Source organism: Microbacterium zouquanmingi (assembly GCF_052266695.1).
Classification (GTDB): domain Bacteria; phylum Actinomycetota; class Actinomycetes; order Actinomycetales; family Microbacteriaceae; genus Microbacterium.
Window position 1 is genome coordinate 386,250 of sequence record NZ_JBQPQZ010000002.1, and the last position, 26,331, is coordinate 412,580.

Genomic DNA, 26,331 nt, shown 5'->3' on the forward strand with positions numbered 1-26,331 from the left:
CCTACTTCACCAGGGCAGAGCGGAGGGTGTCGAGGCCGACCCCGCCAAGGTCCAGCGCGCGCTTATGGAACTCCTTGATGTCGAAGGCCTCGCCCTGCTCTGCACGGCAGGCATCGCGGACCTGCTCCCAGATCCGCTGACGGAACTTACGATAGATAAATGACAACACGGGCCGCTATCTACCTTCGCATCTCAGAGGACAAGACCGGCGAGGAGAAGGGCGTGGACCGCCAGCTCCAGGACGCCCTCGCCGTCATCCGAGAGCGGGGCTGGGTCCAAGCGGGTGACCCGTACCAGGACAACTCCATCAGTGCCTCCAAGCGCAACGTTCGGCGTCCAGCTTACGACCGCATGGTGGCCGACTACCAGGCGCGCCACTTCGACGCCATCGTGTGTTACGACCTGGACCGCCTCACGCGCCAGCCCCGGCAGCTAGAGGACTGGATCGACGCCGCCCAGGAGACCGGCCTGGCCATCGTCACCACCAACGGCGAGGCCGACCTGACGACCGACGGCGGGCGGATGTTCGCGCGCGTTAAGGCCGCGGTCGCCCGCTCCGAAATCGAGCGCAAGGGGGCACGTCACCGCCGAGCCAATGCGCAGCGCGCTGAGGAGGGTGTACCTCACGGCGGACGCCGCCGCTACGGCTACGAGCCGGGAGGCCTGGTCCCCCGCCCCGACGAGGCCGCCACCGTCCGCCGATGCTTCGAGGCCGTCGCCTCCGGCGCATCCATCCGCTCCATCGTCGCCGACCTCCAGCGCGAGAAGGTCCCGGGGGGCACTGGCGCGGGCTGGGGTAACTCCCGCCTCCGCTACATGCTCCTGAACCCCTCCTACGCCGGATACGTCCACGTCGGCGAGGAGGCGCTGCCCTCCGACAAGGTCACCCCCATAGTCTCCCGCGAGCTATACGACGAGGTCCGCGCCATCCTCATGGACGAGAAGCGCCGCACCTCCCCCGGCCCCGGGCGCAAGCACCTGGCCAGCGGCTTCGTGGCCTGTGGCGTGGAGGACTGCCCCAACACCCTCCGCAACCACGCCGGATACTTCACCTGCCAGGTCAAGACCCTGAACAACCACAGCCGCTTCATCGACACCTCCGGCACGCCTCACGCCAGCATCAAGGCCTCCATCCTGAACGACCGCCTACGCAAGGAGATGGCCCTGGCGCTCCTCACGACGACCCCCGCAGCGCTCCGCGGCGACGACGCCCCGAGCGTGGCCCCGCTGATCGCCCAGCTAGACAAGCTGGAGACCGCCGTGGCTGCCACCATGGCCGACCGCGACGACGGCCTGGTAAGCCCCCAGGCAGCCCGCGCGCGGCTCCTGACGCTCCGTGACGAGCGTATGGAGGTTGAGGCCGCCCTGGACGCTGCCAGGGCGGCCAGGACCTCCTCCGTCGCCCTGGCCGAGATGGCCCGCGAGCTGATCCTGTCCTCCGGCGTCCCGATGGGTCCCAAGCACGTCATCCACGAGGTCCTCCCCCGCGTCGTGGAGGCCATCGAGGCCATGGACATCGACCGGCAGCGGGATGCCCTCCAGCAACTCCTCGCGGTCCAAGTCCAGCCCGGACGCGGCGCTGATCGCATCAAGGTCTGGCACCTGGTAGCCACGCACCTGAACCCCGACCTCATCCCCGACGCAGAGGAGGCAGCAGCATGACTACCGAGCGCATGACCACCGCCGCCCTCATCACCCGCGCCGAGGACGCCGCAGTACGCCACTCCACGCCCTCCCACCTTGCCGACGCTCTCCGCGCTGCCGTCGTCCTCCTCCGGCGCGACGAGGCCGCGGAGGTCGCGGCCCTGGAGACAGCCCTCACCGACCTCGCAGCGTTCCGACACATCGTCACCGAACGCGGCGAGGTGGTCTCCCTCTCCATGTACGTCCGTGGCCTCCTGGACTCCGCCCACTACGCCGAGGAGAACCCGGCCACCACCCCGGCGCAACTCGCCGACATCACCGCCGCTGTAGCCCTGATCGACGCCGGGGACGAGGCTGGCGTGGTCGCCCTGGAGGCCGCTCTCGCCAGGAGCGAGATCCGATAGCGCCATCCCCTGCCTGGCCCTCAGCACACCACTGGGGGCCTTTTTCGTGCCCGACGTACTCCGCCTCGGTGGAGGTGACGCCGGGGACGGCCCCATGACGATATGACGCTCAAATCGTCATTTCCCTATCCACCTTCGAGCGCTCTCTCTCCTCTAAAGCGGATATAGAAATGACGAAACTTCCGTCACTTCGTCATGATCCCGGCATCCGGCCCCGACTGGCCTCTCCGATCAGGCTGGCCAGCACCTGCCGCTCGCCCGATGTCTCCGCAGCGACCCTCGGTGTCTCCGACGCGTCCGTGTCCAGCGCACCCCGGCGTCCCTGATCAGGTCTGGCGCTCCAGGCGCACTCCTAGTCGCCTCGCCTGAGCAACTCAACGTCTCAGACGGTCTCCCATCCCGACACTCGAAAGGTTCGCTATGCCCTCCACCACTGTCTTCCCCGCTAGATGTCGCTCATGCGGGAGTCCCGTCCCACGCACCGGTCCAGGACGGCACCCGGCGACATGCTCGCCGACGTGCCGACGCGCCGACCGAGCAGCAGCCGCCCGCGCTCGCCGACATGCAGCAGAGACCCCGGCGACACCCCAACCGACCGGGGGCGAGCGCCACACCGCAGCCGATGAGCTGGCCGCCGACGCGGCTCGCACTCGCCAGCGACTCCGCGGGCGGGACGCCGAGCGCGCCGCACGAAGAACCGACCTGGAGAGCAGCCTCGCCACGGTCGCCGACTTCTACCCCTCGGAGACCGACGACGCAGCCCCGCCCACCCTTGGCGACCTCGGCCTGACTCGGGTCGGACCGTCCCATGGCTCCCACGGTCGCGCGACCGTCTGGGAGTCCGACGGCAGCCGCGCAAGCCGCAGCCGCCAGGCCGAGCGCGAGGCCGCCGACATCCGGCGCGGTTGCCTTGAGGAGGCCGTGCGCGCAGCCCGCATCTCGGCTCGCGCTCGCGGCGTCTTCGTCCTGGAGGACGCCGACTTCCTCGCCGCGGAGCGGGCCGCCGAGGCACGCGCCGAGGCCATCCTCGCCGCCTTGTAGCCGTTTCGGGCAGCTACTCCATATGTAGGGGCCTCGGCAGCCATGCCGGGGTCCCTAACGCTCCCGAGCGTCAACGACCGTCTAACGGTCACCCTCTCCAGCAACACCTCCGCGGACCGCTCCGGCATCCGCGCCGCCGTCTGAGTCGTGTGCAAGGCACGCACCCCACGCGGCGTCCTCCGGGCCTCCGATGTCCCACTCCTCGCGGCCCCGTCGTCGCCCTCCAGAGGGCGTCCATGACGCGCCGACAGCTTCCGCCGACCACCTGGGCAAGGCCCCGACCGTGGTCACCCCCGACGACATGGGCAAAGCCCTACGCCGGTCATCCCTCCATCGTTCGCGCCGACTTCGGGCGCACCCCGAACTCCATAGGAGCTAACTCATGGCTAACGCCTTCCTCCACGACATGACCGATGTCGCCAAGCTCGCCGCCAAGCTCGCGGGCCGTGACTTCAACCTCGCCAGCCTCATCAGCTCGGACGTGGCTGCCGACTTCGCGCCGGGTACGGGCGACACCATCCGCGTCCGTGTCCCCGCGGCAATCGCGACCCGCACCAAGGGCATCCACGACACGACCACGGCGCTCGTGTCCGACACCCTCACCGAGCAGAGCATCAACGTTCAGCTCAAGGACCACCTGTACAACCTCGCCATCCTGAGCGAGGGCGACCTGAGCCTGAACCTGAGCGAGTACACCCAGAACGTGCTCGCACCTCAGGCCCGCGCCATCGCCGCCAAGGTGGAGGCGCTGACTGCCGCTGCCCTGACCGCGACACCCGCCGCCGCGTCAATCACCTACGACCCGGCAGCCCCGGCCAAGGCCTTCACCGCAGCACGCCGCCAGCTCCGCCTCAACGGCGTTCCCGACTCGGTCCCGCTTCGGGCTGCCGTCGGCGCAGACATCTACGCCGACCTCCTGGACGCCGAGGCCAAGGGCTTCGACACCGACGGCAAGGTAAAGGGCTTCGAGGTGATCGAGTCCACGCGCCTGGCCGCGACGGACGCCGTCTGCTTCATCCCGACCGCCTTCACGCTCGTGGCCCGCGCCCCGATGGTCCCCCAGGGCGCTGCCTACGGCGCTTCCATCGTGACCCCCGTGGACGACAAGAACGAGCGCGGCCTTGGCTTCGCTGCCCGTGTCATCAACGACTACGACAGCAGCGTGGCTGCTGACCGCTCGCTCGTGTCCACCTTCGCCGCCGTGGCCGCCATGCCGCTGCCCGTGGACAACGAGGACGGCACCGTGACTCTCCTGGAGCACGGCGGCGCGGTCCGCATCGTTGCCGACGCAGCGTAGCCCCCACCCCAACGGGCGGCCCTGGCGTTTACACGCCGGGGCCGCCCTCACCATCGTTACCGCTCTGCCCGTTTACACAGCCGAGCGGCCCCTTCATTTCTTGCCCGAAAGGCCCCACCATGAGCAACTCTGACCCGCGCGCTGAGCGCGTCCTTACACTGATCCACGACACCGACGCGCTGGGCTTCTTCGCCGCAGCCGACCCGACGATCCTCGCCCCTCTCGCGCACGCCATGGCCGCCGAGGCCGTTCTGGGGAACCTCGCTGGGGTCACCGAGGTCGCCGCGTCGCACGACATCCCCGCCGCTGGCGTCGCGCTTCTCGCCGAGGCGGGCATGGCCGTCTACTTCCCGCTGACCGCCCTCGCGCGACACGTTCAGTTCGCGGACAACGCCACCGAGTGACGCAGAGCAGCTCGCGGTAGGGCTTTCTGTGTCCTTTCACCTCCGCGAGTGCACTGGCCGGGTTTGGGTCCCGACGCGAGTGAGTGCGCAGCCGACCGGCTTATCGGCATGGTGCACACCGAGGGCGACGACGCTCTCGCTGCCGCCGCCCGCCTCTGTCTCCTTGGACGGGCGGCGGCCTTAGCCCCTGTCCGTCATCGCTGACGCGAACCAACCGCCTTACTCCGGCGCAACCGCGGCGCGCCCATACGCCGCATACCAGCGTCACGAGCAAGAACGGCCTCGTCGTCAGCCTCGCTTTCGTCGAGCGGCATTAAAACAGGGGTTTCCTCAGTGACGTTCGACCCCAGAGGCTGCGAACCACTCAACGCGGTCTGCAAGATACTGGCGATTTCGCTGACCCCGCCAGCCAGCGTCGCTGACGAACCTTTCATCGACTCAAGCCTGCGCTCATTGCGAGTCGCCGCGTTCCACATCTTGTTGTCGTAGTCCTGCTCCGCCGCCGCTTCGCCATATTGCGATAGGTCGAGGACGAACACCTCCGTATACGTCTTCGGTACAGGCTTGAGCCGCAGCAGTCCAAACCAACCGGACTCACGAGCAGAAGGGTCGTCATAAGTCAGGGTGATTTCATACCGCTTCGGCAACGACGATGAGTTGAGTCGATCCGGCGCACGATCGAAGAACCACGCCATCTTGCGACCAGGCGCGAGCTGCGCAATCTTCTCCTGACCGCCGAACACCGCTCCGAGCTTGCCAGTGAAGTTCTCGCTGTGAGACGACACGATGGGCGGCGACGCCGTCATCCTCACGTTGGTCGCGAGTTTCCCGGAGAGATTGCGGAGAGCGATCAAGACCAGCACGCTTCGAAACTCAAAGTCGATCGCCAGATGCGGGCGGTCACGCTCTTCACGTTCCGCGACGACGACACCGAGCTGGCTCACGGCAACCCAGCCCGCAAGTCCAGCAAGAACTACAGCAGCCAAACCCCACAGCGCTGACCACTCGCTCGCCGTCGGCCACCCTTCCACGTTCCACCACCCGTTACCCATGTCCCAAAGTTAGCGGGATGCGCGGACACTCGACCGCTCGCCGCCCTGGGGGGTGACTCCCCCGCCCCCGTCGTCTCCCCGCCCGGAGGGGCATAGCGTCTGACAGTGCGCGCGAGTCCCAGGGTTTAAACACCGAGAGCTCGCTGAGAGTTACTACCCACTCGCCGACCCCGCCTGACGGGTTACTCGTGCGCTTGTTCGACCCATCCGGTGCCCGGAGTGTAGCTGTAGTCGGCTGAACGGAACAGTCTCCCGAGGTCGCCGTCATCTAGGCCAAATACTGCCCGCGCCTCGGTGAGGTCCCACTCCCGATTAGTCTTCACGGCCTGCATGAGTTCCATCGGCGGCCTTGCCGCACTTCCCGTGAGGAGCCACTCCTGAGCCGCTGCTCGCTGTCGCCTATAGACGCGAGCTTTGATCGCGTCTAACGACCATACGAGGACCTCCTTCGCAGTCAAACCGGCACCAACCCACTCCAGCAGGGTCATGATGAAGCTGCCGCCGATGGCCCGAACGGAGATGTTCACGGTCTCACCCGCGGCGAACTTGCGCACGTCGCCGAGCGTCACCTCCTCGCCGATAAGCGCGAAGGAGCGCCACTCATACTCCGGCTCCGGTTCTGACTCGTTCAGAACCACGAGCAACGCGCCGTCCGACGGCACGTCGACCGATCGTCGAAGCGCACCCAGAAAGCCCTCGCCATCCGTCCCTGTGACCTCGACGGGGACAACGTCGGGGCGGTCGCCCGAGCCTTGCCAGGGATCAAACAGCACCTGCACCTTTGACATGAGCCGATGCTATCGAGTGATGGCGACTGTCCGACGCGCCGCCTCCCGATACGCTCAGGTCATGCCCGACTTGTCCGCGCTCATCCCGCCTCACGAACCAGCCGAGGACACCCTCGCCACCGTCGGGGGCATGGCACTGGACGCCATCCCCCTCATCGGACCGGTTGCCGGACGCGTACTTGACCTCGCCCTCGCCACGCGCGAGCGCGAGCGCCGCAACGAGTTCGACACGGCCATCGTTGGCGCGCTCCAGCGCCTCGCCCAACGCGCCGACGAAACCCTCACCGTCGCCGACGTGGTCAACTCTGACGAGTTCCTGGCCACGCTCGCCCGCACACGTCGCGCGGCCGCCGAAACCGCCAGTACGTCCAAACGGCAGCGCCTCGCCCGCGCCGCCGTATCCGCACTCGATCCCAATGCCCCCTCTCGCGCCGAGCGCGAAAGCAACCTCCGCCTAATCACTGAACTAGACGACCTCCACATCTGGCTCCTGGCATACTTCGCCGATCCGCGCGCATGGCTCGATCATCACGGCCTTCTCAGCACGTATAAGAACGTCGCCTCAGGCAATGCCGACGGCCCACTCAAGCACGCACTCAGCAGTTTGGGTATCCCGCTCTCGGGGTCCGTCGAGGCCGCGCTTTCGGACTTAGAACGTCTCGACCTCGCAAATGTCTCACCTCGCGTGCTCCGCCCGACAGTCACCGCGGACGCGATGTTTCAGAGCCGCGTCTCGACCCGAGGCCGCGCGTTCCTCGCGTACCTCGATGAGGGTAATCCCGCCGAGGCGGACCCGCCCGCGGCGTCACCGATCTAGGGCCTAGCCCTTGATCAAGTCTCGCGCGCGTGAGGCTATTTCGGATCGGTCGCGAGCCACTCGTCAATCCCGATGCAAGCGGGCTGAGTCTCGCTCCCCGTGCACCAGTTCTTTAGACTCTCCGGCGTGAGAGCGTCCGCGTCAGTCACCCCAGCAATGCCGGGGTACTCCTTCGCGGCAGCCCACCAATCCGCAGGGCTCTCGCAGGTCGAGTAAATCGGCGCGTAAATCGCCGTCCACTGCGCCTCCTCGTCAGCTTGCAGGGCATCGTAGTTCGCCCGCTCATCGGCGCTGGCATCAAGCCCCGGTATCTCCGTGTTGTGCAACGGATGGTTCGCATACAGCGCCCGCTCCTCTTGGAGCGCAGTCACTACCGCAGTCCTACACGCGGCGCTAGTCTTCTCCGCCTCAGAACGGCTCGCGTTCGCCCCCGCGACGATGGCCCACACGATGACGACGACGACGACGATGCCGACGACGACGCACCACCCGCGCTTCTTCTGTGGTGCGGGAGCGGCTCCGGTGAACGGCTCGCCCAGGTACACCGGGGCGCTCGCGACTGCTGGCGCGACGTTCGGCGTCACGTCACGTTGCGGACCCCAGGCCACCCCAGTCCACCACCGTTCGCGGCCAGGGGTCTCGGGGTCTTGATACCAACCGGGAGGAGGAGGTGTCGTCACAATCGCGATGCTAGCGGACAAGCTCACGGCTCATTTACGCGAGCTTGACCGCGCCGCCTCCGACTGCGGTAGCCTGCAAGGTTCCCCGACCGGCCAAGGAGACCATCATGACCACGAAGCCCGACGCTTTCACCTTCGCATCCGAGACCGTCGATTACCCCGAGCTGGCGGCGCTCCGACGATATCCCGCCGCCCTCACCGCCGACGGCACTGACACCAACGCCGCAGCCCGCGCTGCATACGCCGCGGGCCTCGCCGACGGGCTGGCCGCTGCCACCCCCTGACCTCAAACAGCAAACCAAGGCCCCGCCCCCTCATCGTGACGACGAGAAGCAGGGGCCTTCTTGCGATTACACGACCGCACACGGGATGCGCTTGGCCACCGGCGAGCGAGTCTCCGCTTTCGTCCTAGGCGGTCCCAAGCATGGCGGTCTGGAGCGTGTCCAGCCCGACGCCTCCGAGGTCCAAAGCCTTCTTGTGGAAGGCCTTCTCAGAGAACGCAGCACCCTGCCGAGCGGCGTAATCATCCCTTATGTTTTGCCAAATCCGTTGACCCACCTTGTACGAAGGCGCCTGCCCCGGCCACCCGAGGTAGCGATTGACCTCGAACTGCACGAACTCGTCCGACATATTGACGTTCTGGCGCATGAAGTCCAGCGCATAGTCGGCGTCCCATACTCCGGTGCCGTCCAGACGGCCCTTGCCGAGATGCACGCCGATGTCGAGCACGACACGGGCGGCGCGCATGCGCTGACCGTCGAGCATGCCCAAGCGATCGGCGGGGTCATCGAGGTAGCCGAGTTGCTGCATGAGCCGTTCGGCGTAGAGCGCCCAGCCTTCGGCATGTCCTGACGTGCCTGCGAGCAGACGCCGCCAGGAGTTCAGCTCCGAGCGGTTGTAGACCGCTTGCGCGATCTGCAGATGATGTCCAGGGACACCTTCGTGATAGACCGTCGTCAGCTCGCGCCACGTGTCGAACTCGGTGACGCCTTCTGGTACCGACCACCACATCCGACCTGGACGGGAGAAATCATCGGTTGGCCCGGTGTAATAGATCCCGCCCTCCTGGGTGGGAGCGATCATGCACTCGATCGTGCGGATCTTCTCCGGGATGTCGAAGTGCGTGGCGGCCAGTTCTGCCACAGCGCGGTCGCTGGTCTCCTGCATCCATTTCTGGAGCGCTTCGGTGCCGTAGAGCTTGTGTGCGGGGTCTGCTTCGAGATGGGCGACGGCCTCTTCAACGGTCGAGCCGGGAAGAATCTCGTTCGCGATGGCGGTCTGCTCGGTCACCATGCGGGCGAGCTCCTCGCGTCCCCACTCATAGGTCTCGTCGAGATCGATCTTTGCGCCGAGGAATCGCCGGGAGTGCAGCGCGTACACATCGCGGCCCACCGCGTCGATATCGGATGCTGCTGGTGCCAGCGTTCCGGTCAGGAACGCGCGCAGCTCGTCGTATGCCTCTCTCGCCGCAGTCGTGCCTCGGGCGAGGTCGCGCGTCAGCGATTCCGGGATCGCTCCATCGTCGAGCGAAGCACCGTTCGCGAAGGACGCGAAGAAGCCGTCGTCGGCGGCATAGCGCAGGATCTGACCGGCAACCTCGGTGACCTGGCGACGTGCGGGCACGACGCCGCGCGCGAGGCCTTCACGGAGTGTCGCGGTATACCCGCTCAGGGCGTCAGGGATCGCCGAAAGTCGCTTCGCGATGGTCTCCCAATCCGCGACGGTGGAAGTGGGCATGAGGTCGTATACCTGACGCACATCCTGGGCAGCGGACTCGATGACATTGAGGTCACGAAGGTGCCACTGCGCATCGTCGAACTCGACCTCCAGATCGAGTTCACTCAACAGATCTGTCTTGGTGACGTCGTCGACGGCATCAGTCGGGTCGAGTGCGGCCAGGTCGCGTCGGGCCTTGCGCACCGCGGCGATATACCGCTCGTGTCCTTCTGGGCTCAGATCCGAGTAGCGGTCATTACCGGCATCCCGGCCGATGTACGTGCCGAGAGTCGGATTGAGACCTGTCAGCGTGTCGACCCAGTCTTCGGCAACCTTGTCGATCGCGGTGGGTGTGCGCGGGGTATCCGTCATGATGATCAGCGTAGCCGCGCACACGCCGTCGTGGTCAGTGAGCGGCTTCGTTCCAATCGTGTCCGCGGCCGACCTGCACATCGAGTGGAACCGAGAGATCGGCGGCGCCGTTCATGCGGGTGCGCACGATCTGCTCTGTGGCATCCCACTCCCCTGGTGCGACCTCGAGAACGAGTTCGTCGTGGATCTGCAGCAGCACGCGTGAGCGCAGCGCGGCGGCGTTGAGGTCAGCGTGGATGCGGAACAGTGCGATCTTCATGACATCGGCGGCGCTGCCCTGGATGGGAGCGTTGAGCGCTGCGCGTTCGGCATTCTCTCGGAGAACGCGGTTGGGGCTCGAGAGATCGGGGAATGGCCTGCGTCGCCCGAAGATCGTCTCGGTGTAACCCACCTCTTTCGCCTTGATGACGGACGCCCGGAGGTAGTCGCGCACCGCGCCGAAGCGAGCGAAGTACTCGAGCATGAGCTGCTTCGCTTCAGACTGTTCGATGCGCAGCTGCTTTGACAAGCCGAAGGCGCTGAGGCCGTAGACCAGGCCGTACGACATCGCCTTGACCTTCGTGCGCATGGCGGAAGTGACATCGGCGGGTTCGACTCCGAAGACGCGCGAACCGACGAAGCGGTGCAGGTCTTCGCCGCTGTTGAACGCCTCGATGAGCCCCTCGTCGCCTGACAGATGCGCCATGATGCGCATCTCGATCTGCGAGTAGTCCGCAGTCAACAGGGTCTCGTACCCTTCGCCGACCTCGAACGCACTGCGGATGCGGCGCGACTCCTCGGTGCGTACGGGGATGTTCTGCAGGTTCGGGTCGGTGCTGGAGAGCCGTCCGGTCTGGCTGCCTGTCTGCACGTACGTCGTGTGGATGCGGTGGTCATCTTTGATCGCCGTGTCGAGTGACTCAATGATCTGACGCAGCTTCGTCGCCTCACGGTGCTGCAGGAGCAAGTCGAGGAACGGATGCGGGTTGCTCTCCTGAAGATCGGCGAGAACGGCGGCATCTGTTGAGTACCCGGTCTTCGTCTTGCGTGTCTTCGGCAGCTGCAGGTCTTCGAAAAGCACTTCCTGCAGCTGTTTCGGTGAGCCGAGGTTGAACTCTCGTCCTACGAGCGCGAACGCTTCGGTGGCGATGCCATCGGTGCGCGTGGAGAGCTCAGCGGAGAAGGTCGACAGCACCTCGTGGGATACGGCCACACCAGCGAGCTCCATGTCGGCGAGCGTCGTGAGGGTCGGCAGTTCGATATCGACGAGGACGGATGCCACAGACTCGGGCAGATCGTCACGCAACGCCGCAGCAGTGCGCAGCGTGAACCACGCCTCTTGAGAGGGCGTAGCGCCATCAGTCTCTGGGACGAGCTGCGACGGGTCGGAAACAGGGAGCTTCTCGCCGAGGTAGCGATCCACGAGGTGCGAGAGCGTCTTATCGGGAAGACTCGGACGCAGCAGCCAACCCGCGAGCAGCGTGTCGTACGCAAGCCCCCCGAGCCGGACATCTGCCCTGAGCAGGGCTTTGACCTGCGCCTTTGCATCATTGAGCACCTTGGGGCTGTCGGACTCCAACCAGGGGCGCAGCGCTGCAGCAGCGTCTGCTGACCAGTCGGTCTCGCGCAGGTCAGTGAGGTTGGCGAACCCGATGCGGGTGACCTCACCCCCGTGGCTGACAACAGTCAGCGCGAGCTCCCCGTCTTGCGTGTCGAGCCACTCGGCGAGTTCTGCGACGCTGCCCTCCATCGGCACGGGCAGGTCGATGGTCGGCTCGGCGGATGCCGCTTCTTCTTCGCCGCCGATCGCGTCGAAGACCCGCGGAAGCAGAGTGCGGAACTCGAGGCGCGCGAAGATATCGCGGATCGCCTGCACATCAGGAGGTGAGACGGCGAGACCGGCCGGAGCCAGAGGAAGTTCGACATCGGTGAGCAGCCGGTTGAGTCGACGGTTGCGGCGCACATCTTCGAGGTGATCGCGCAGATTTCCGCCGACGACGCCCTTGATCTCTTCGGCGCGGGCCAGAAGGTCATCGAGAGTGCCGAACTGCGTCAACCACTTGACCGCGGTCTTCTCCCCCACCTTCGGAACGCCGGGGAGGTTGTCGCTCGTCTCACCGACGAGGGCCGCGATATCGGGGTACTGCTCCGGCCGAACGCCGTAGCGCTCCTGCACAGTATTCGGATCGTAGCGCTTGAGCTGCGAGACCCCCTGAACGGAGGGATACAGCAGCGTCACCTTGTCGTTCACAAGCTGGATCGTGTCGCGGTCACCCGAGACGACGAGCACTTCATAGCCTTCTTCGGAGCCCTGGTGCGCGAGAGTTGCGAGGATATCGTCGGCCTCCACGCCTTCTTTGGTGAGCACTGGGATCGACATGGCGGACAGGCACTCCTGCAGAAGCGGAATCTGCCCGCGAAACTCCTGCGGAGTCTCGGAACGTGTCGCCTTGTACTCCGGGTACTCGTCCGTGCGGAACGAGTGACGCGACGTGTCGAAGGCAATCGCGAGGTGCGAGGGCTTCTCAGCCTTGATCAGATTCACGAGCATCGACAAGAAGCCGTAGATCGCGTTGGTGTGCTGGTGGTCCTTCGTCGTGAAGTTCTCGACAGGAAGTGCGAAGAACGCACGGTATGCGAGCGAATGGCCGTCGACGACCATGAGGGTAGGCTTTGCGGTGTCCGTCACTCTCACAGCCTAACGAGGACGGCAGACACTCGCTGAGGAGGATCCGTGACCGAAACCCAGATGACCGGACTGGAGTGGGTGGGCCAGCGCGGGATGGGCGCACTGGCCGAGAAGATGGGGATCGAATTCCTGGAGTTCTCGGTTGAGCGCACCGTCGCAAGGATGCCGGTCGAGGGCAACACACAGCCTGTCGGGCTTCTGCACGGGGGCGCATACGTCGTGCTCGGTGAATCGCTCGGATCGATGTCCGCGAATCTGGCCGCGGGTCCCACCAAACTCGCTGTCGGTTTGGACATCAATGCAACGCACACCCGCTCTGCGACGTCGGGTTTCGTCACCGGCGTGTGCACCCCGATTCACCTGGGTCGAAGCGTGATGGTGCACGAGATCGTCGTCACCGACGATCAGGATCGGCGCTGCTCCACCATCCGCATCACGAACCTGGTGAAGGACGCGCCCGCCTGACAGATCAGGCGCCTCTGAGGATGCGCTGGAACAGATAGTGGTCCTGCCACTCCCCCGAGATTCTCAGATACTTCGGTGCCATCCCGATGCGCTCAAAGCCATTGGCGGCCAGTACGCGTTGTGACGCAGCGTTGTGCAGTAGCGTCGCCGCCTGCAGGCGGTGAAGTTCTAGAACGGCTGCCGCGTGCTCGATCGCTGACGAGATTGCACGCGTCATCAGCCCTCAGCATCCCGATCAGTGAGGAGCGAAGCGACAAGTCTCTCCTGCTCGCTCCCAGTGAAGAATGCCTGATCTCGGAGGGGATCCCACGGCGCAAGATGCACGCGATTCCGGATGAAGGACGCGGCGAGAGCCACGCCGTCACCTGGTTCGAGCGGTCGGAGGCGGATGCCGCCTCCGAGATCGGTCACGCCTTCTTGGGCGCGAGCTGCTCGATGATCGCCTTGGCGACGTCCTGCATCGTGAGGCGACGGTCCATTGATGCCTTCTGGATCCAGCGGAAGGCCTCGGGCTCGCTGAGGCCCATCTTCTCGTTGAGGAGGCCCTTGGCGCGGTCGACCAGCTTGCGGGTCTCGAAGCGCTCGACCATGTCGGCGACCTCAGCTTCGAGCGTGATGATCTGCTCATGGCGGGCCAGTGCGATCTCGATCGCAGGCAGCAGGTCGTTCGGCGTGAACGGCTTGACGACATAAGCCAGTGCGCCGGCCTCGCTTGCGCGCTCGACGAGCTCCTTCTGGCTGAAGGCGGTCAGCAGCACCACCGGAGCGATGTTCGCCTTGTGCAGGCGCTCCGCGGCGCTGATTCCGTCGAGCTGCGGCATCTTGACGTCCATGATGACGAGGTCAGGACGAAGCTCGGTGGCAAGAGCAACAGCCGTTTCGCCGTCACCTGCCTCACCGACGACATCGAAGCCGTTGTCGCGGAGGATCTCAACGATGTCGAGTCGGATCAGCGATTCGTCCTCAGCGACGACAACGCGTCGGGGGGCGGATGCCGTGGGCTGCTCAGACAGTTCTTGCTCGGTCACAGTACCCATTCTAGGGGACGCCCGGTGAGTGCCCGCCGCACACGCCCGTGGTCGCACGGAACAAGCTCCACACTGCGCTAAAGTCGTAGACGCGACATCCGCGCCGGCGTGGCGGAATGGTAGACGCGGAGCACTCAAAATGCTTTGTCCGAAAGGACGTGTGGGTTCGAGTCCCACCGCCGGCACCAACGCGAAGAGGACCACCCCGATGGGGTGGTCCTCTTCGTATTTCGACTTCTACGCGCCGGCCTTGTAGATCGGAGCTGCGCCGTTGACGGCATCCCCGACCTTGTGCACGCGGATATCGTTCGTCGAGCCGACGATGCCGGGAGGGGAACCGGAGATCACGACGACCTTGTCCCCTTCCTTCGCGAGGTCGTTCTTGAGTAGATACTCATCGACCTGCAGGAACATCATGTCGGTGTGCTGGACGGACTCGACCAGTGTCGAGCGGATGCCCCACGTGAGTGCCATGCGGCGGCGAATGCCGGGCTCAGGCGTGAACGCGAGCATCGGAATGCGCGAGCGCAGTCGCGACAGACGACGTGCGCTGTCACCGGACTGCGTGAACACGCAGAGGAACTTCGCGTCGACGAACTCGGCGACCTCGAGGGCTGCGAGAGTGATCGCGCCACCCTGCGTGCGCGGTTTGGTCGTCAGTGGCGCAATTCGTTCGAGTCCGTGCTCTTCTGTGGACTCCACTATGCGCGCCATGGTCTCGACGACCACGATCGGGTACTCCCCCACGCTGGTCTCACCAGAGAGCATCACAGCGTCTGCGCCATCAAGCACAGCGTTCGCGACGTCGGAGGTCTCAGCGCGCGTCGGGACAGGGCTCGAGATCATCGACTCGAGCATCTGCGTTGCGACGATGACCGGCTTCGCGTTGCGGCGGGCGAGCTCGACGGCGCGCTTCTGCACGATCGGCACGGCTTCCAGCGGCAGCTCGACACCCAGGTCGCCACGGGCGACCATGATGCCGTCGAAGGCATCGACGATCTCTTCCAGCGCGTCGACGGCCTGCGGCTTCTCGATCTTGGCGATGACAGGGACCTTCACCCCCTCTTCGGCCATGATCTCGTGCACCCGCGTGACGTCTTCCGCGTTGCGCACGAACGACAGCGCGATGAGGTCGGCGCCGGTGCGCAGACCCCAGCGAAGGTCGTCCTCGTCCTTCTGACTCAGGGCCGGAACGTTCACGGCGACGCCGGGCAGGTTGATGCCCTTGTTGTTCGACACCGCGCCGGCGACGATCACCCGCGTGGTGACGACGGTTCCGTCGGTCTCGACGACCTCGACGCGCACCTTGCCGTCGTCGATCAACAGGAAATCACCGGGCTTGACGTCCTGAGGCAGACCCTTGAACGTTGTGCCACAGATCTCACGGTTACCGACGATGTCCTCGATGGTGATCTTGAAGATGTCACCTTCGGCGAGCTCGTAAGGGCCCGCCTCGAACTTGCCGAGGCGGATCTTCGGGCCCTGCAAGTCCACGAGGATGGCGACTGCCTTGCCCGCGTCATCCGCAGCACGGCGTACGTTCGCGTAGTTCGCGTCGTGGACGGTGTAGTCGCCGTGGCTGAGGTTCAGTCTGGCAACGTCAACCCCAGCCTCGATGATGGCTCGGACATTCTCATAGCTGGATGTTGCCGGGCCCAGCGTGGCGACGATCTTCGCGCGTCTCAATAGAATTCTCCAGGGTAAGAGGATGGGGGAATTATGGCGACGTTGCCGCCGCCAGCCTACGCGGCCTACAGACCGATTGCGAGATCAGACGGTCGCACCGGCGCTGGCAGGACTGATTCTCCCATAAGGTAACGGTCCACGCTTGCCGCCGCCGCGCGTCCTTCCGCGATGGCCCACACGATGAGCGACTGCCCACGGCCGGCGTCACCGGCGATGAAGACACCAGGGATGGTTGATTCGTAGGAATCTTCTCGAACGAATGCACCGTGCTCGGTGATCTGCGGATGCAGCTCGTCAGTGAAGGTGTCTGTTTCGGGGCCCGTGAACCCCATGGCAATCAGCACGAGGTCCGCGGGGATCTCGCGCTCTGTGCCACTCTTGGGCACGCGACGTCCGTCGAGGTACTCAGTCTCAGCGACACGCAGTGTGCGCACCTCTCCGGCTTCATTCGCGAGGAACTCGACGGTGGAGGCCAAATACTTCCGTTCGCCGCCCTCTTCGTGAGCAGACTGGACCTCGAAGAGGGTCGGCATCATCGGCCAGGGCTGGTGATCGGGGCGCTCATCGCTCGGCTGCTTGCCGATTGCGAGATTGGTGACGCTGAGAGCGCCCTGGCGGTGCGCCGTTCCGATGCAGTCCGCTCCGGTGTCACCACCACCGATCACGATGACATGCTTGCCTTCAGCGGTGATCTGGTTCGCGACCGCGTCGCCCGCGCCTGCGCGGTTCGATTCGACCAGGTACTCCATTGCGAAGTGCACACCGTCGAGATCACGCCCGGGAATGGCGAGATCGCGCGGCACGGTGGCACCGGTGGCGATGACGACGCCATCGTAACGCGCGCGCAGCTCTGCCCAAGTGATGTCTTTGCCGATCTCGATGCCAGCGCGGAACCGGGTTCCCTCCTCCTGCATCTGACGAAGACGAGACTCGACGTGACTCTTCTCCATCTTGAAGTCCGGGATGCCGTAGCGAAGCAGGCCACCGATGCGGTCGTCACGCTCGAACACGGCAACTGTATGGCCGGCACGCGTGAGCTGCTGCGCTGCGGCGAGCCCTGCGGGGCCCGATCCGACGACCGCGACGGTCTTGCCCGTCAGACGCTCAGGAGGCTGCGGCTCGACCCAGCCCTTCGCGAAGGCCTCGTCGATGATCGAGACCTCGATCTGCTTGATGGTGACAGCGGGCTGGTTGATGCCCAGCACGCACGCACTCTCGCACGGGGCGGGGCACAGCCGGCCGGTGAACTCCGGGAAGTTGTTGGTCGCGTGGAGCCGCTCGATCGCCGAACGGTCCTCGCCGCGCCAGGTCAGATCGTTCCACTCCGGAATCAGGTTGCCCAGCGGGCACCCGGCGTGGCAGAACGGAACACCGCAGTCCATGCATCGACCGGCCTGACGACGGAGCACGTTCTTATCGCCGGGTTCGTAGACCTCTTTCCAGTCCATGATGCGAACCGGAACAGGACGGCGTGCGGGCAGCTCACGCTCCGTCACCTTCAAAAAGCCCTTGGGATCAGCCACCGGTCACCTCCAGGATGCGGTTCCAGACGGACTCGCCGTCCGGATCGATGCCAGAGGCCTCTGCCTCCTGGCGCATGGTCTGTACAGCTGCGAAGTCCCGCGGCAGCACCTTTGTGAACTGGGATGCCGCAGAGTCGAAGTCAGACAGCATTCGCTCGGCGAGCGGCGAGTCGGTGCGTTCGGCATGTTCGATGAGAAGACCGCGGAGCACTTCGAGATCCGCACGGTCCAGCGGCTCGAGACGCAGCTCGCCGCTGGCGCGCCCCTCCCGGTTCACCTTGTCAGGTGAGAGCCCGTGCACATATGCGACTCCGCCGGACATACCTGCACCGAGGTTTCGCCCGGTGGTGCCGAGAATCACGGCGAGCCCGCCTGTCATGTACTCGAGGGCGTGGTCTCCGACCCCCTCGACGATCGCAGTCGCACCCGAATTCCGTACCAGGAAGCGTTCGCCCACGACGCCCGAGATGAACATCGTTCCGGACGTGGCCCCGTAGCCGATCACGTTCCCGGCGATCACGTTCTGGTGCGGTGCGATGTGCGCCTCGCGCGAGGGTCGAACGACGATATCGCCGCCGGAGAGCCCCTTGCCGACGTAGTCGTTGGCGTCGCCCTCCAGCCGCAGAGTGATGCCGCGCGGCATGAATGCTCCGAGCGACTGCCCGGCAGTGCCGTGCAGCGTGATGTCGATCGTTCCAGGCGCCAGTCCTTCCGCCCCGAAACGAGCAGTGACTTCGTGCCCCAGCATCGTGCCGACGGCGCGTTCGGTGTTGCGGATCGGCAGCTCGATGAACACCGGATCCTGCGCGTGCAGAGCATCCTGCGACATCTCGATGAGCTGAACATCGAAGTGCCGATCGAGCTCGTGTTCCTGTGCGCGCCCATGCCTGCGCGGTTCGGATGCCGGGAACTGGGGGCCCTCGAGGATCGGCGAGAGGTCGAGCCCCTCGGTCTTCCAATGCGCGATCGCGTTGTTCGCCTCGATGAGGTCGGCGCGGCCGATGATCTCGTCGAGAGAGCGGAACCCGAGTTCGGCGAGAATCTCGCGCACCTCTTCGGCGATGAACTCCATGAAGTTGACGACGAACTCCGGCTTGCCGGCGAATCGCTCGCGCAGGACGGGGTTCTGAGTCGCAACGCCGACTGGGCAGGTGTCGAGGTGGCACACGCGCATCATTATGCAGCCGCTGACGACGAGCGGTGCGGTCGCGAAGCCGAATTCCTCGGCCCCCAGCAACGCGCCGATGATGACGTCGCGGCCGGTCTTGAGCTGACCATCTACCTGCACGACGACCCGATCGCGCATGCCGTTGAGCATGAGCGTCTGCTGCGTTTCCGCGAGCCCCAATTCCCACGGCGTGCCGGCGTGCTTGAGGGAGTTCAGCGGGCTGGCTCCCGTTCCACCGTCATGACCGGAAACCAGAATGACGTCGCTGAGCGCCTTCGCGACTCCAGCCGACACCGCGCCGATGCCCGACTGGCTGACGAGCTTGGTGTGGATGCGGGCATTCGGATTTGCACGCTTGAGGTCGAAGATCAGCTGCTTGAGGTCTTCGATGGAATAGATGTCGTGATGCGGTGGAGGCGAGATGAGTCCGACGCCCGCCGTCGCATGCCGGGTCCTGGCCACCCAAGGGTAGACCTTCGCCGGCGGCAGCTGACCGCCCTCACCGGGCTTGGCCCCCTGCGCGAGCTTGATCTGAATGTCGTCAGACTCGGTCAGATACAGGCTGGTGACACCGAAGCGGCCGGAAGCGACCTGCTTGATCGCGCTGCGTCGCTCCGGGTCGAGCAGGCGATCGACGTCTTCGCCGCCCTCCCCCGTGTTCGATTTGCCGCCGATGCGGTTCATCGCGATCGCCAGGGTCTCGTGGGCTTCGCGTGAGATCGAACCGTAGCTCATCGCGCCGGTGGAGAAGCGCTTCACGATTGCGCTGACGGGTTCGACCTCATCGATCGGCACTGCGGGGCGCGTGCCCTTGCGCAGCGAGAACAGTCCGCGCAGGGTCTTGAGCTCTGCTGCCTGATCGTCGACGAGCTTCGTGTACTCGCGGAAGATGTCGTAGCGGCGGTTGCGCGTCGAGTGCTGCAGCTTGAAGACCGTCTCCGGGCTGAACAGGTGCGGTGAACCGTCACGGCGCCACTGGTACTCGCCACCAGTCCACAGCCGTTCGTGGGCTCGCGCCGCTGCATCCTCCGGGTAGGCGTAATCGTGACGTGCCTGGTTCTCGGCGAAGACGTCCTCGATGCCGATGCCACCGAGCTTCGTCTCGGTACCGGTGAAGTACGCGTCGACGAAGTCCTGGCTGAGTCCGACGGCCTCGAAGACCTGAGCGCCCGCATAGGACGGCACCGTTGAGATGCCCATCTTGGACATGATTTTCAGTACACCCTTGCCGAGCGCATAGATGAGGTTGCGCACGGCCTTCTCAGTCGTCACATCGACGATGAAGCCGGTGCGCACCAGGTGCTCCACGGTTTCCATGGCGAGATACGGGTTGACTGCCGAAGCGCCATAGCCGATCAGCGTGGCGACATGGTGAACTTCTCGCACGTCTCCGGCTTCGACCAGCAGGCCGACCTTCATTCGATTCTCGCGACGGATGAGGTGGTGATGGATCGCCGACACCATGAGCAGCGAAGGGATCGGCACGAGATCCTTGTTCGAGTCCCGGTCAGAGAGGATGATGAACTCCGCACCGTTCTCGATCGCCTGATCCGCCTCGGCGCACATCTCGTCGAGACGCGCTTGCATCGTGTGCGCGCCGGCATCGAAGTGGTAGAGCCCACTGATCGTGACGGCCGAGCGCCCAGGCAGCGCCTTGTCGATGTGGCGGATCTTTGCGAGCTCGTCGTTGTCGATCACCGGGAAGTCGATGGCCACGGTTCGGGTGTGCTCCGGGCCCCAGCTGAGCAGATTCCGCTCAGGACCGAGCGATGAGCGAAGACTCGTGACAACCTCTTCGCGGATCGAGTCCAGCGGTGGGTTCGTCACCTGGGCGAACTGCTGGGTGAAGTAGTCGAACAGCAGCCGCGGACGGTCGCTCAGGACGGCGATGGGTGTGTCAGAGCCCATGGCGCCGAGCGGCTCGGCACCGGTCTGTCCCATCGGCCGCAGGAGAATGCGAATCTCCTCTTCGGTGTACCCGAAAGTGCGCTGTCGGCGGGTGATCGATGCTGGCGGATGAACGATGTGCTCGCGCTCAGGAAGATCAGCCAGGCGCACAGCACCCTGATCGAGCCATTCTTGCCACGGGTGCAGCGTGGCCAGCTCGTGTTTGATCTCTTCGTCTTCGACGATGCGGTGAGCGGCGGTGTCGACGAGGAACATCTTGCCGGGCTGGAGACGACCGCGGCGTTTGATGCGCTCCGGCTCAAACTCAAGCACACCTGTTTCCGAACCGATGACGACGAGTCCGTCGGTCGTCTCCGTCCAACGCCCGGGGCGGAGGCCATTGCGGTCGAGGGTCGCACCGACGAGCGTTCCATCGGTGAAGATCAGCGCGGCGGGGCCGTCCCAGGGCTCCATCTGGTTGGAGTGGTACTCGTAGAACGACCGCAGCTCTGGCGAGATATCGGTCTGCTTCTCATATGCCTCGGGAACCATCATCATGATGGCGTGCGGCAGACTGCGCCCGGTGAGGGTAAGGAGCTCCAGTACCTCGTCGAAGGACGCTGAGTCGCTGGCGCCGGGAGTGCAGATCGGCAGAAGCGGGTGGATGTCTCCGAGCAGCTCTGACTCGAGCTGGGACTGCCGTGCCTGCATCCAGTTGCGGTTGCCGCCGACCGTGTTGATCTCTCCGTTGTGCGCCAGCATCCGCAGGGGTTGCGCGAGAGGCCAGGACGGGAACGTGTTGGTGGAGTAACGGGAGTGGACGACTGCGAGCTCAGAGGCGAAGCGCTCGTCCTGCAGGTCAGGGTAGAACGGCTCGAGTTGGAGAGTCGTGACCATGCCCTTGTAGCCGAGCGTCCTGCTCGACAGCGACACGAAGTAGGCGCCCAGCTCGTGCCCGGCACGCTTGCGGAGGCGATACGCGACGCGATCCAGCGCAATGCCCGACAGCGCGGCCGAAGAGCCTGCCGATGTGACGAAGAACTGTTCGAAGGCGGGGCGGGCTTCATCGGCAAGCTTGCCGAGGTTCTCGTTGGCGGTGGGGACCACGCGCCAACCGAGCACGTCGAGGCCCTCTTCGCGAGCGATTTTCTCGATGCCGGCCTTCTGCGCGCGGCGATCAGATGCCTGCAGCGGGAGGAAGGCGAGCCCGGCGGCGTATTCGCCGGCATCGGGCAGTTCGAAATCTGTGACTTCGCGGAGGAAGCCATCTGGCATCTGGGTGAGGATGCCCGCACCATCTCCGGTGCCGGCGTCAGAGCCGATCGCACCGCGGTGCTCGAGGTTGCGCAGCGCGTGAAGCGCCAGCGCGATTATGTCGTGTCCTGCAGTACCCCGGAGGGTGGCGACCATGGCCAGGCCGCAGGCATCCTTTTCGAATGCCGGGTTGTACAGGCCCTGCTTCGGGGGGTAGGCGCCGGATGCGCCGTAAGGAGGCTGGAAGTACATCTGTTACCGTCCTCAGGTAATCAGGTGACACCGGGGACGCCGTCGGCCCACTCGTTCAGTGCAATGGATGCCTCGCTCGACGAGGAGGCCTATCGGGGGTCCCTCGCCCTAGGAGGCAGTGCTTGTGGCCGTTGCTCCAGCAGTGACTTCGGCGGGAGGCTCACTCACGTCAACGAAGTCATCGAGGTCGTGTTGCGATTCTACATCAGCGCTGATCTTGCGCTCGCGCCCTGGCACATACGGGCTCGGCTCCTGGCCGGTGTGGCGACGCGTCTGAACCACGAGGATGACAAGACCTACGACAATGCCGACAATCGATGCCCACACGTTGCTGCGCAGACCCAGGATGATCTCACTCGGGTCGATGCGGATCGACTCCCAGACCACGCGTCCAGCGCTGTACCAGATCAGGTAGATCGCGAAGAGCTTGCCCCACTGCAGACTCAGCCGTCGGCCGATCCACAGCAGGAATACGACCCCGAGCAGGTTCCAAATCACTTCGTAGAGGAAGGTCGGGTGGAACAGCGTGCCCTCGGCGAGTCCCGGAGGGAAGGCCGAGTTGTCAGACTCGATCTCGAGGCCCCACGGAAGATCAGTCGGCAGACCGAAGAGCTCATGGTTGAACCAGTTGCCGAAGCGTCCCATCGCCTGAGCGAGCAGAATTCCTGGCGCCAGCGCGTCGGCGAAGGTCCAGAACCTGATGCCGGTCCACTTGCACCCCAGGTAGGCGCCCACGGCGCCACCGAGTAGCGCGCCGAAGATCGCGATTCCGCCCTCCCAGATCGCCCACACCGAGCCGGGCTCGAAGGGGTTCCACGTGTTCTTGCCCTCGCCGAAGTAGAAGTTCGGGTGCGTCAGCACATGGAAGATGCGCGCGCCGATGATCGCGAGCGGTACAGCGAGGATCGCGATGTCGATGACGACCCATGGCTCCGCACCGCGCTTGGTGAGACGGCGGTTCGTGATCAGTGTCGCGACGATGATGCCGGCAATGATGCACAGCGCATAGAAGTGAATGCGCACGGGTCCGAGGTCGAAATAGCTGACGTCAGGGCTCGGGATGCTGGTGAGCACGCCGCTGAGGGCAGAGTGAAGCGCGAGGGGCATGAGTGCGATTCTAGTTCTCGTGTGAGCGGACTGCAGACGGCGTGCCTGCAGCGAGGGTACGTGTGATCTCGGCGAGAGCCTCAAGGCCCCCATCGCGAAGCGCACGAACCAGAGCGGTGCCGACGATAGCACCGTCGGCGTAGCCGACGACATCGCTGATCTGATCAGCACTGGAAATACCGATGCCGACGCACGCGTGCTTGGCGCCGTGGTCGCGCAGACGCGCCACCAGGGTTCGTGCCGCCTTGTCGAGTTCGGCGCGCTCCCCCGTGATACCCATGGTCGAGACCGTGTAGATGAATCCGGTCGACGACTTCACCACCAGATCAAGGCGCTCATCAGTCGACGTGGGAGCCGCCAGGAAGATGCGGTCAAGCCCGGTGCGCTCGCTCGCGGCGATCCATTCCTCGGCAGCATCAGGCGTGATGTCGGGTGTGATGAGCCCGGCCCCGCCTGCGGCGAGCAGATCATCCGCGTAGCGATCGACCCCATACTGCATGACCGGATTCCAGTACGTCATGACTACAACGGGGACATCAGTTGCTGCGGTGATCTCGCGGATCGCGGTGAACAGATCGCGCATCTTGAAGCCATTCGCAAGCGCTGCCTGGGTTGCTTCCTGGATGACGAGACCATCCATGACGGGGTCGCTGTACGGAGGGCCGAGTTCAATGATGTCGGCGCCGTTCTCAGCGAGTGTGATGGCTGCCTGGATGCTGGTCTGAAGGTCAGGAAAACCCACTGGCAGATAGCCGATGAGAGCCCCTCGGCCCGCATCCTTCGCCTTCTGGATTGCATCGTCGATGCGGCTCATCGGGGCTCCTCCGTGGACTTTTCGTCGTAAAGACGGAAGTAGGTGGCGGCGGTCTCCATGTCTTTATCGCCCCGGCCGGAGAGGCAGATGGCGATCACAGCATCCGGCCCCAATTCCTTGCCGATCCCAATGGCGCCCGCCAGAGCGTGAGCGGATTCGATGGCGGGGATGATGCCCTCGGTGCGGCTGAGCAGACGGAGCGCCTGCATCGCCTCGTCATCAGTGGCCGGAATGTACTTCGCGCGCCCGATGTCAGAGAGCCAGGAGTGCTCGGGGCCCACACCCGGGTAATCGAGGCCCGCGGAGATCGAGTGCGACTCGATCGTCTGCCCGTCATCGTCCTGCAGAACGTAGGTCTTCGCGCCGTGCAGCACGCCGGGGCGCCCGCGTTCGATGGATGCCGCGTGCCGCTCGGTGTCGACGCCGTCACCTGCTGCTTCGACGCCGTAGAGCTTCACGCTCTCGTCGTCCAGGAAGGCATCGAACATGCCGATCGCGTTCGAGCCGCCGCCGACGCAGGCGACGACAGCATCAGGGAGGCGACCTGTCTCGTCGAGCAGTTGCTGACGTGCCTCTTCGCCGATGATCTTCTGGAAGTCGCGCACCATAGCCGGGAACGGATGCGGACCAGCCGCCGTGCCGAAGATGTAGTTGGTGGTCTCAACAGAGGCGACCCAGTCGCGGTACGCGTCATTGATCGCGTCTTTGAGCGTGCGGGAGCCCGTCGTCACGGGGACGACCTCGGCACCGAGCAGACGCATGCGCGCGACGTTGAGAGCCTGGCGCTCGGTGTCGACCTCGCCCATGTAGATCGTGCAGTCCAAGCCGAACAGTGCGGCTGCTGTTGCGGTGGCGACGCCGTGCTGCCCCGCGCCGGTCTCGGCGATGACGCGGGTCTTGCCCAGGCGCTTGGTGAGCAGGGCCTGACCGAGCACGTTGTTGATCTTGTGACTGCCGGTGTGGTTGAGGTCTTCACGCTTGAGGAACACACGCGCTCCCCCGGCATGCTCTGCGAAGCGAGGCACTTCAGTGAGCGCGGAAGGTCGACCGGCGTACGAACTCAGCAGATGCGCGAGCTCGGAACGGAACGCGGGGTCGGCGATGGCCTGCTCGTAAGCCGCAGTGAGCTCGTCGATCGCGGCGATGAGCGACTCGGGCATGTACCGCCCGCCGAACTCGCCGAAGAACGGCCCTGACTGCTCACGAAGGCTCATCGGGCTGCGTTCCCCTCGAAATCTCCTGCTGAGAGGAATGACTGCAGGGTGGAGACAGGGTCGCCCGTGACGAGTGCCTCGCCGATGAGAACGACATCGGCACCCGCTTCGCGGTAGTGGGTGACATCAGCGGGTTCGAGGACCGCGGATTCTGCGATCTTGATCACGTCTGCGGGAATGCGATCGACGAGAGTCCCGAAGAGGTCGCGATCGAGCTCGAAGGTCGAGAGATTGCGGGCGTTCACACCGATGAGCGATGCTCCGAGGTCGATTGCGACGTCGAGCTCTTCTGCAGAGTGCGTCTCAACCAGAGGTGTCATGCCGAAATCGAGGATCAGCGAGTACAGTTCGCACAGCGCCTTGCGCTCGAGGCCCGCGACGATCAGCAGAGCGAGGTCTGCGCCAGCAGCGCGCGCCTCGGCGACCTGGTACGGCGTCGCGATGAAGTCCTTGCGCAACACGGGAAGAGAGACGCGCTCAGTGACGGCCTCGAGGTCGGCCAGCGAGCCGCCGAAACGACGCTCCTCCGTGAGGACACTGATGGCAGATGCACCACCGGTCTCGTACAGAGATGCCTGGTGCGCTGGGTCCGGGATCGCAGCGAGCGCACCCCGAGAAGGGCTGGCCCGCTTGACCTCGGCGATGATCTTCACACGTGATGCCGGTGCGAGTGCCGAGAGTGCATCGAGCGCTGCCGGGCACTCACTTGCCGCGCGCTCGACCTCTGCGAGCGAACGTGTGAGAGCGCGACGCTCGGCGTCTTCGACTGCGCCGGCCGTGAGGTCGGCGAGCACCATCAGTGGCCCTTCGGCGTGTACTTGGGTCCGTTGACGCCGTAACCGGCCTTGGCAAGGATCACGCCGAGCAGCAGCCCGACCACGATGATGCCGACTGATGCCCACACGAACACAGGCTGATCGAAGCAGAAAGCGATGGTGCCGGCGGCGACGCCGATCAGCATGACCACTACAGCGGTCCAGGCCGCAGGCGAGTGTCCGTGGCCGGGGTCGGCGATCGGGTTGGTCATGTTCTCCTCCGAGGCGGTCGTGG

Annotated in this window: 24 protein-coding genes, 1 tRNA gene and 1 pseudogene; 9 read left to right on the forward strand and 17 right to left on the reverse strand. The window is 65.1% G+C overall.

The genetic code is table 11. The features are described 5' to 3' along the window. Nucleotide 1 precedes the first annotated feature (1 nt). Nucleotides 2-148 (reverse strand): annotated as a pseudogene (locus ACTU6U_RS06040) (DUF885 family protein); the annotation flags it as partial. Nucleotides 149-159: 11 nt separating this feature from the next. Here ACTU6U_RS06040 and ACTU6U_RS06045 point away from each other — a divergent pair. From ACTU6U_RS06045 to ACTU6U_RS06065, 5 genes are all read left to right on the forward strand, one after another. Then, nucleotides 160-1,662 carry a recombinase family protein gene (locus tag ACTU6U_RS06045; RefSeq protein WP_443468258.1) on the forward strand — a complete coding sequence of 501 codons (1,503 nt, stop codon included), beginning with the start codon at nucleotides 160-162 and terminating at the stop codon, nucleotides 1,660-1,662. Beyond that, complete coding sequence (locus ACTU6U_RS06050; RefSeq protein ID WP_443468259.1) at nucleotides 1,659-2,048, forward strand: hypothetical protein; 390 nt, start codon at nucleotides 1,659-1,661, stop codon at nucleotides 2,046-2,048. The genes ACTU6U_RS06045 and ACTU6U_RS06050 overlap by 4 nt, the downstream gene beginning before the upstream one ends. A gap of 420 nt (nucleotides 2,049-2,468) precedes the next feature. Then, nucleotides 2,469-3,089 carry a hypothetical protein gene (locus ACTU6U_RS06055; RefSeq protein ID WP_443468260.1) on the forward strand — a complete coding sequence of 207 codons (621 nt, stop codon included), beginning with the start codon at nucleotides 2,469-2,471 and terminating at the stop codon, nucleotides 3,087-3,089. A gap of 382 nt (nucleotides 3,090-3,471) precedes the next feature. Continuing rightward, nucleotides 3,472-4,386 (forward strand): hypothetical protein, encoded by a 915-nt coding sequence (locus tag ACTU6U_RS06060; protein WP_443468261.1) that lies wholly within the window; start codon nucleotides 3,472-3,474, stop codon nucleotides 4,384-4,386. A 119-nt stretch (nucleotides 4,387-4,505) separates the two neighbouring features. Beyond that, nucleotides 4,506-4,790 (forward strand): hypothetical protein, encoded by a 285-nt coding sequence (locus ACTU6U_RS06065; protein ID WP_443468262.1) that lies wholly within the window; start codon nucleotides 4,506-4,508, stop codon nucleotides 4,788-4,790. A gap of 194 nt (nucleotides 4,791-4,984) precedes the next feature. Here ACTU6U_RS06065 and ACTU6U_RS06070 read toward each other — a convergent pair whose 3' ends face one another. Both ACTU6U_RS06070 and ACTU6U_RS06075 read right to left on the reverse strand, forming a co-directional pair. Continuing rightward, the gene (locus ACTU6U_RS06070; protein WP_443468263.1) at nucleotides 4,985-5,842 is read right to left on the reverse strand and encodes a DUF8453 domain-containing protein; all 858 of its coding nucleotides are present in this window, start codon (nucleotides 5,840-5,842) and stop codon (nucleotides 4,985-4,987) included. Between the two features lie 182 nt (nucleotides 5,843-6,024). Continuing rightward, entirely contained in the window at nucleotides 6,025-6,630 is a 606-nt protein-coding gene (locus tag ACTU6U_RS06075) for a hypothetical protein (protein ID WP_443468264.1), read from the reverse strand. Between the two features lie 61 nt (nucleotides 6,631-6,691). Here ACTU6U_RS06075 and ACTU6U_RS06080 point away from each other — a divergent pair, with 61 nt between their 5' ends. Then, nucleotides 6,692-7,447 (forward strand): hypothetical protein, encoded by a 756-nt coding sequence (locus ACTU6U_RS06080; protein WP_443468265.1) that lies wholly within the window; start codon nucleotides 6,692-6,694, stop codon nucleotides 7,445-7,447. A 35-nt stretch (nucleotides 7,448-7,482) separates the two neighbouring features. Here the strand turns inward: ACTU6U_RS06080 and ACTU6U_RS06085 are convergent, their stop codons facing one another. Further along, nucleotides 7,483-8,127 carry a DUF2510 domain-containing protein gene (locus ACTU6U_RS06085; protein WP_443468266.1) on the reverse strand — a complete coding sequence of 215 codons (645 nt, stop codon included), beginning with the start codon at nucleotides 8,125-8,127 and terminating at the stop codon, nucleotides 7,483-7,485. A gap of 107 nt (nucleotides 8,128-8,234) precedes the next feature. On the opposite strand from ACTU6U_RS06085, the gene ACTU6U_RS06090 reads away from it, so the two are divergent. Next, complete coding sequence (locus ACTU6U_RS06090) at nucleotides 8,235-8,411, forward strand: hypothetical protein (protein WP_443468267.1); 177 nt, start codon at nucleotides 8,235-8,237, stop codon at nucleotides 8,409-8,411. 124 nt (nucleotides 8,412-8,535) lie between these two features. Here ACTU6U_RS06090 and ACTU6U_RS06095 read toward each other — a convergent pair whose 3' ends face one another. After that, nucleotides 8,536-10,215 (reverse strand): DUF885 domain-containing protein, encoded by a 1,680-nt coding sequence (locus ACTU6U_RS06095; RefSeq protein ID WP_443468268.1) that lies wholly within the window; start codon nucleotides 10,213-10,215, stop codon nucleotides 8,536-8,538. A 34-nt stretch (nucleotides 10,216-10,249) separates the two neighbouring features. Beyond that, nucleotides 10,250-12,883: a DNA polymerase I gene (gene polA, locus ACTU6U_RS06100; RefSeq protein WP_443468269.1), complete on the reverse strand. Its 2,634-nt coding sequence runs from the start codon at nucleotides 12,881-12,883 to the stop codon at nucleotides 10,250-10,252. Between the two features lie 60 nt (nucleotides 12,884-12,943). On the opposite strand from polA, the gene ACTU6U_RS06105 reads away from it, so the two are divergent. After that, complete coding sequence (locus ACTU6U_RS06105) at nucleotides 12,944-13,348, forward strand: hotdog fold thioesterase (RefSeq protein ID WP_443468434.1); 405 nt, start codon at nucleotides 12,944-12,946, stop codon at nucleotides 13,346-13,348. A gap of 4 nt (nucleotides 13,349-13,352) precedes the next feature. Here the strand turns inward: ACTU6U_RS06105 and ACTU6U_RS06110 are convergent, their stop codons facing one another. The 3 genes from ACTU6U_RS06110 to ACTU6U_RS06120 are packed head-to-tail and all read right to left on the reverse strand — an operon-like array spanning nucleotide 13,353 to nucleotide 14,376. Beyond that, entirely contained in the window at nucleotides 13,353-13,565 is a 213-nt protein-coding gene (locus tag ACTU6U_RS06110) for a GNAT family N-acetyltransferase (RefSeq protein WP_443468270.1), read from the reverse strand. Next, nucleotides 13,565-13,759 (reverse strand): hypothetical protein, encoded by a 195-nt coding sequence (locus ACTU6U_RS06115; protein WP_443468271.1) that lies wholly within the window; start codon nucleotides 13,757-13,759, stop codon nucleotides 13,565-13,567. Before ACTU6U_RS06115 ends, ACTU6U_RS06110 begins: the two co-directional genes overlap by 1 nt. Continuing rightward, complete coding sequence (locus tag ACTU6U_RS06120) at nucleotides 13,756-14,376, reverse strand: ANTAR domain-containing response regulator (protein WP_298036184.1); 621 nt, start codon at nucleotides 14,374-14,376, stop codon at nucleotides 13,756-13,758. The genes ACTU6U_RS06115 and ACTU6U_RS06120 overlap by 4 nt, the downstream gene beginning before the upstream one ends. A gap of 102 nt (nucleotides 14,377-14,478) precedes the next feature. Between ACTU6U_RS06120 and ACTU6U_RS06125 the strand changes: the two genes are divergently transcribed. Then, nucleotides 14,479-14,564 (forward strand) — tRNA-Leu (locus ACTU6U_RS06125). 49 nt (nucleotides 14,565-14,613) lie between these two features. Here ACTU6U_RS06125 and pyk read toward each other — a convergent pair. The 8 genes from pyk to ACTU6U_RS06165 all read right to left on the reverse strand — a co-directional run bounded on the left by pyk (nucleotide 14,614) and on the right by ACTU6U_RS06165 (nucleotide 26,308). Then, complete coding sequence (gene pyk / locus ACTU6U_RS06130) at nucleotides 14,614-16,062, reverse strand: pyruvate kinase (RefSeq protein WP_443468272.1); 1,449 nt, start codon at nucleotides 16,060-16,062, stop codon at nucleotides 14,614-14,616. 65 nt (nucleotides 16,063-16,127) lie between these two features. Continuing rightward, the gene (locus ACTU6U_RS06135) at nucleotides 16,128-17,585 is read right to left on the reverse strand and encodes a glutamate synthase subunit beta (RefSeq protein WP_443468273.1); all 1,458 of its coding nucleotides are present in this window, start codon (nucleotides 17,583-17,585) and stop codon (nucleotides 16,128-16,130) included. Then, a complete protein-coding gene (gene gltB / locus ACTU6U_RS06140) occupies nucleotides 17,578-22,146 on the reverse strand; it encodes a glutamate synthase large subunit (protein ID WP_443468274.1) in 4,569 nt (1,522 codons plus the stop codon). Before gltB ends, ACTU6U_RS06135 begins: the two co-directional genes overlap by 8 nt. A gap of 108 nt (nucleotides 22,147-22,254) precedes the next feature. Further along, nucleotides 22,255-23,253 (reverse strand): prolipoprotein diacylglyceryl transferase, encoded by a 999-nt coding sequence (lgt, locus tag ACTU6U_RS06145; protein ID WP_443468275.1) that lies wholly within the window; start codon nucleotides 23,251-23,253, stop codon nucleotides 22,255-22,257. Nucleotides 23,254-23,263: 10 nt separating this feature from the next. Further along, nucleotides 23,264-24,067 (reverse strand): tryptophan synthase subunit alpha, encoded by an 804-nt coding sequence (gene trpA / locus ACTU6U_RS06150; RefSeq protein WP_443468276.1) that lies wholly within the window; start codon nucleotides 24,065-24,067, stop codon nucleotides 23,264-23,266. Beyond that, nucleotides 24,064-25,281 carry a tryptophan synthase subunit beta gene (gene trpB, locus ACTU6U_RS06155; RefSeq protein ID WP_443468277.1) on the reverse strand — a complete coding sequence of 406 codons (1,218 nt, stop codon included), beginning with the start codon at nucleotides 25,279-25,281 and terminating at the stop codon, nucleotides 24,064-24,066. The genes trpA and trpB overlap by 4 nt, the downstream gene beginning before the upstream one ends. After that, nucleotides 25,278-26,075 (reverse strand): indole-3-glycerol phosphate synthase TrpC, encoded by a 798-nt coding sequence (gene trpC / locus ACTU6U_RS06160; RefSeq protein WP_443468435.1) that lies wholly within the window; start codon nucleotides 26,073-26,075, stop codon nucleotides 25,278-25,280. Before trpC ends, trpB begins: the two co-directional genes overlap by 4 nt. Nucleotides 26,076-26,077: 2 nt before the next feature. Continuing rightward, a complete protein-coding gene (locus ACTU6U_RS06165) occupies nucleotides 26,078-26,308 on the reverse strand; it encodes an HGxxPAAW family protein (RefSeq protein WP_443468278.1) in 231 nt (76 codons plus the stop codon). Nucleotides 26,309-26,331: the final 23 nt, after the last annotated feature.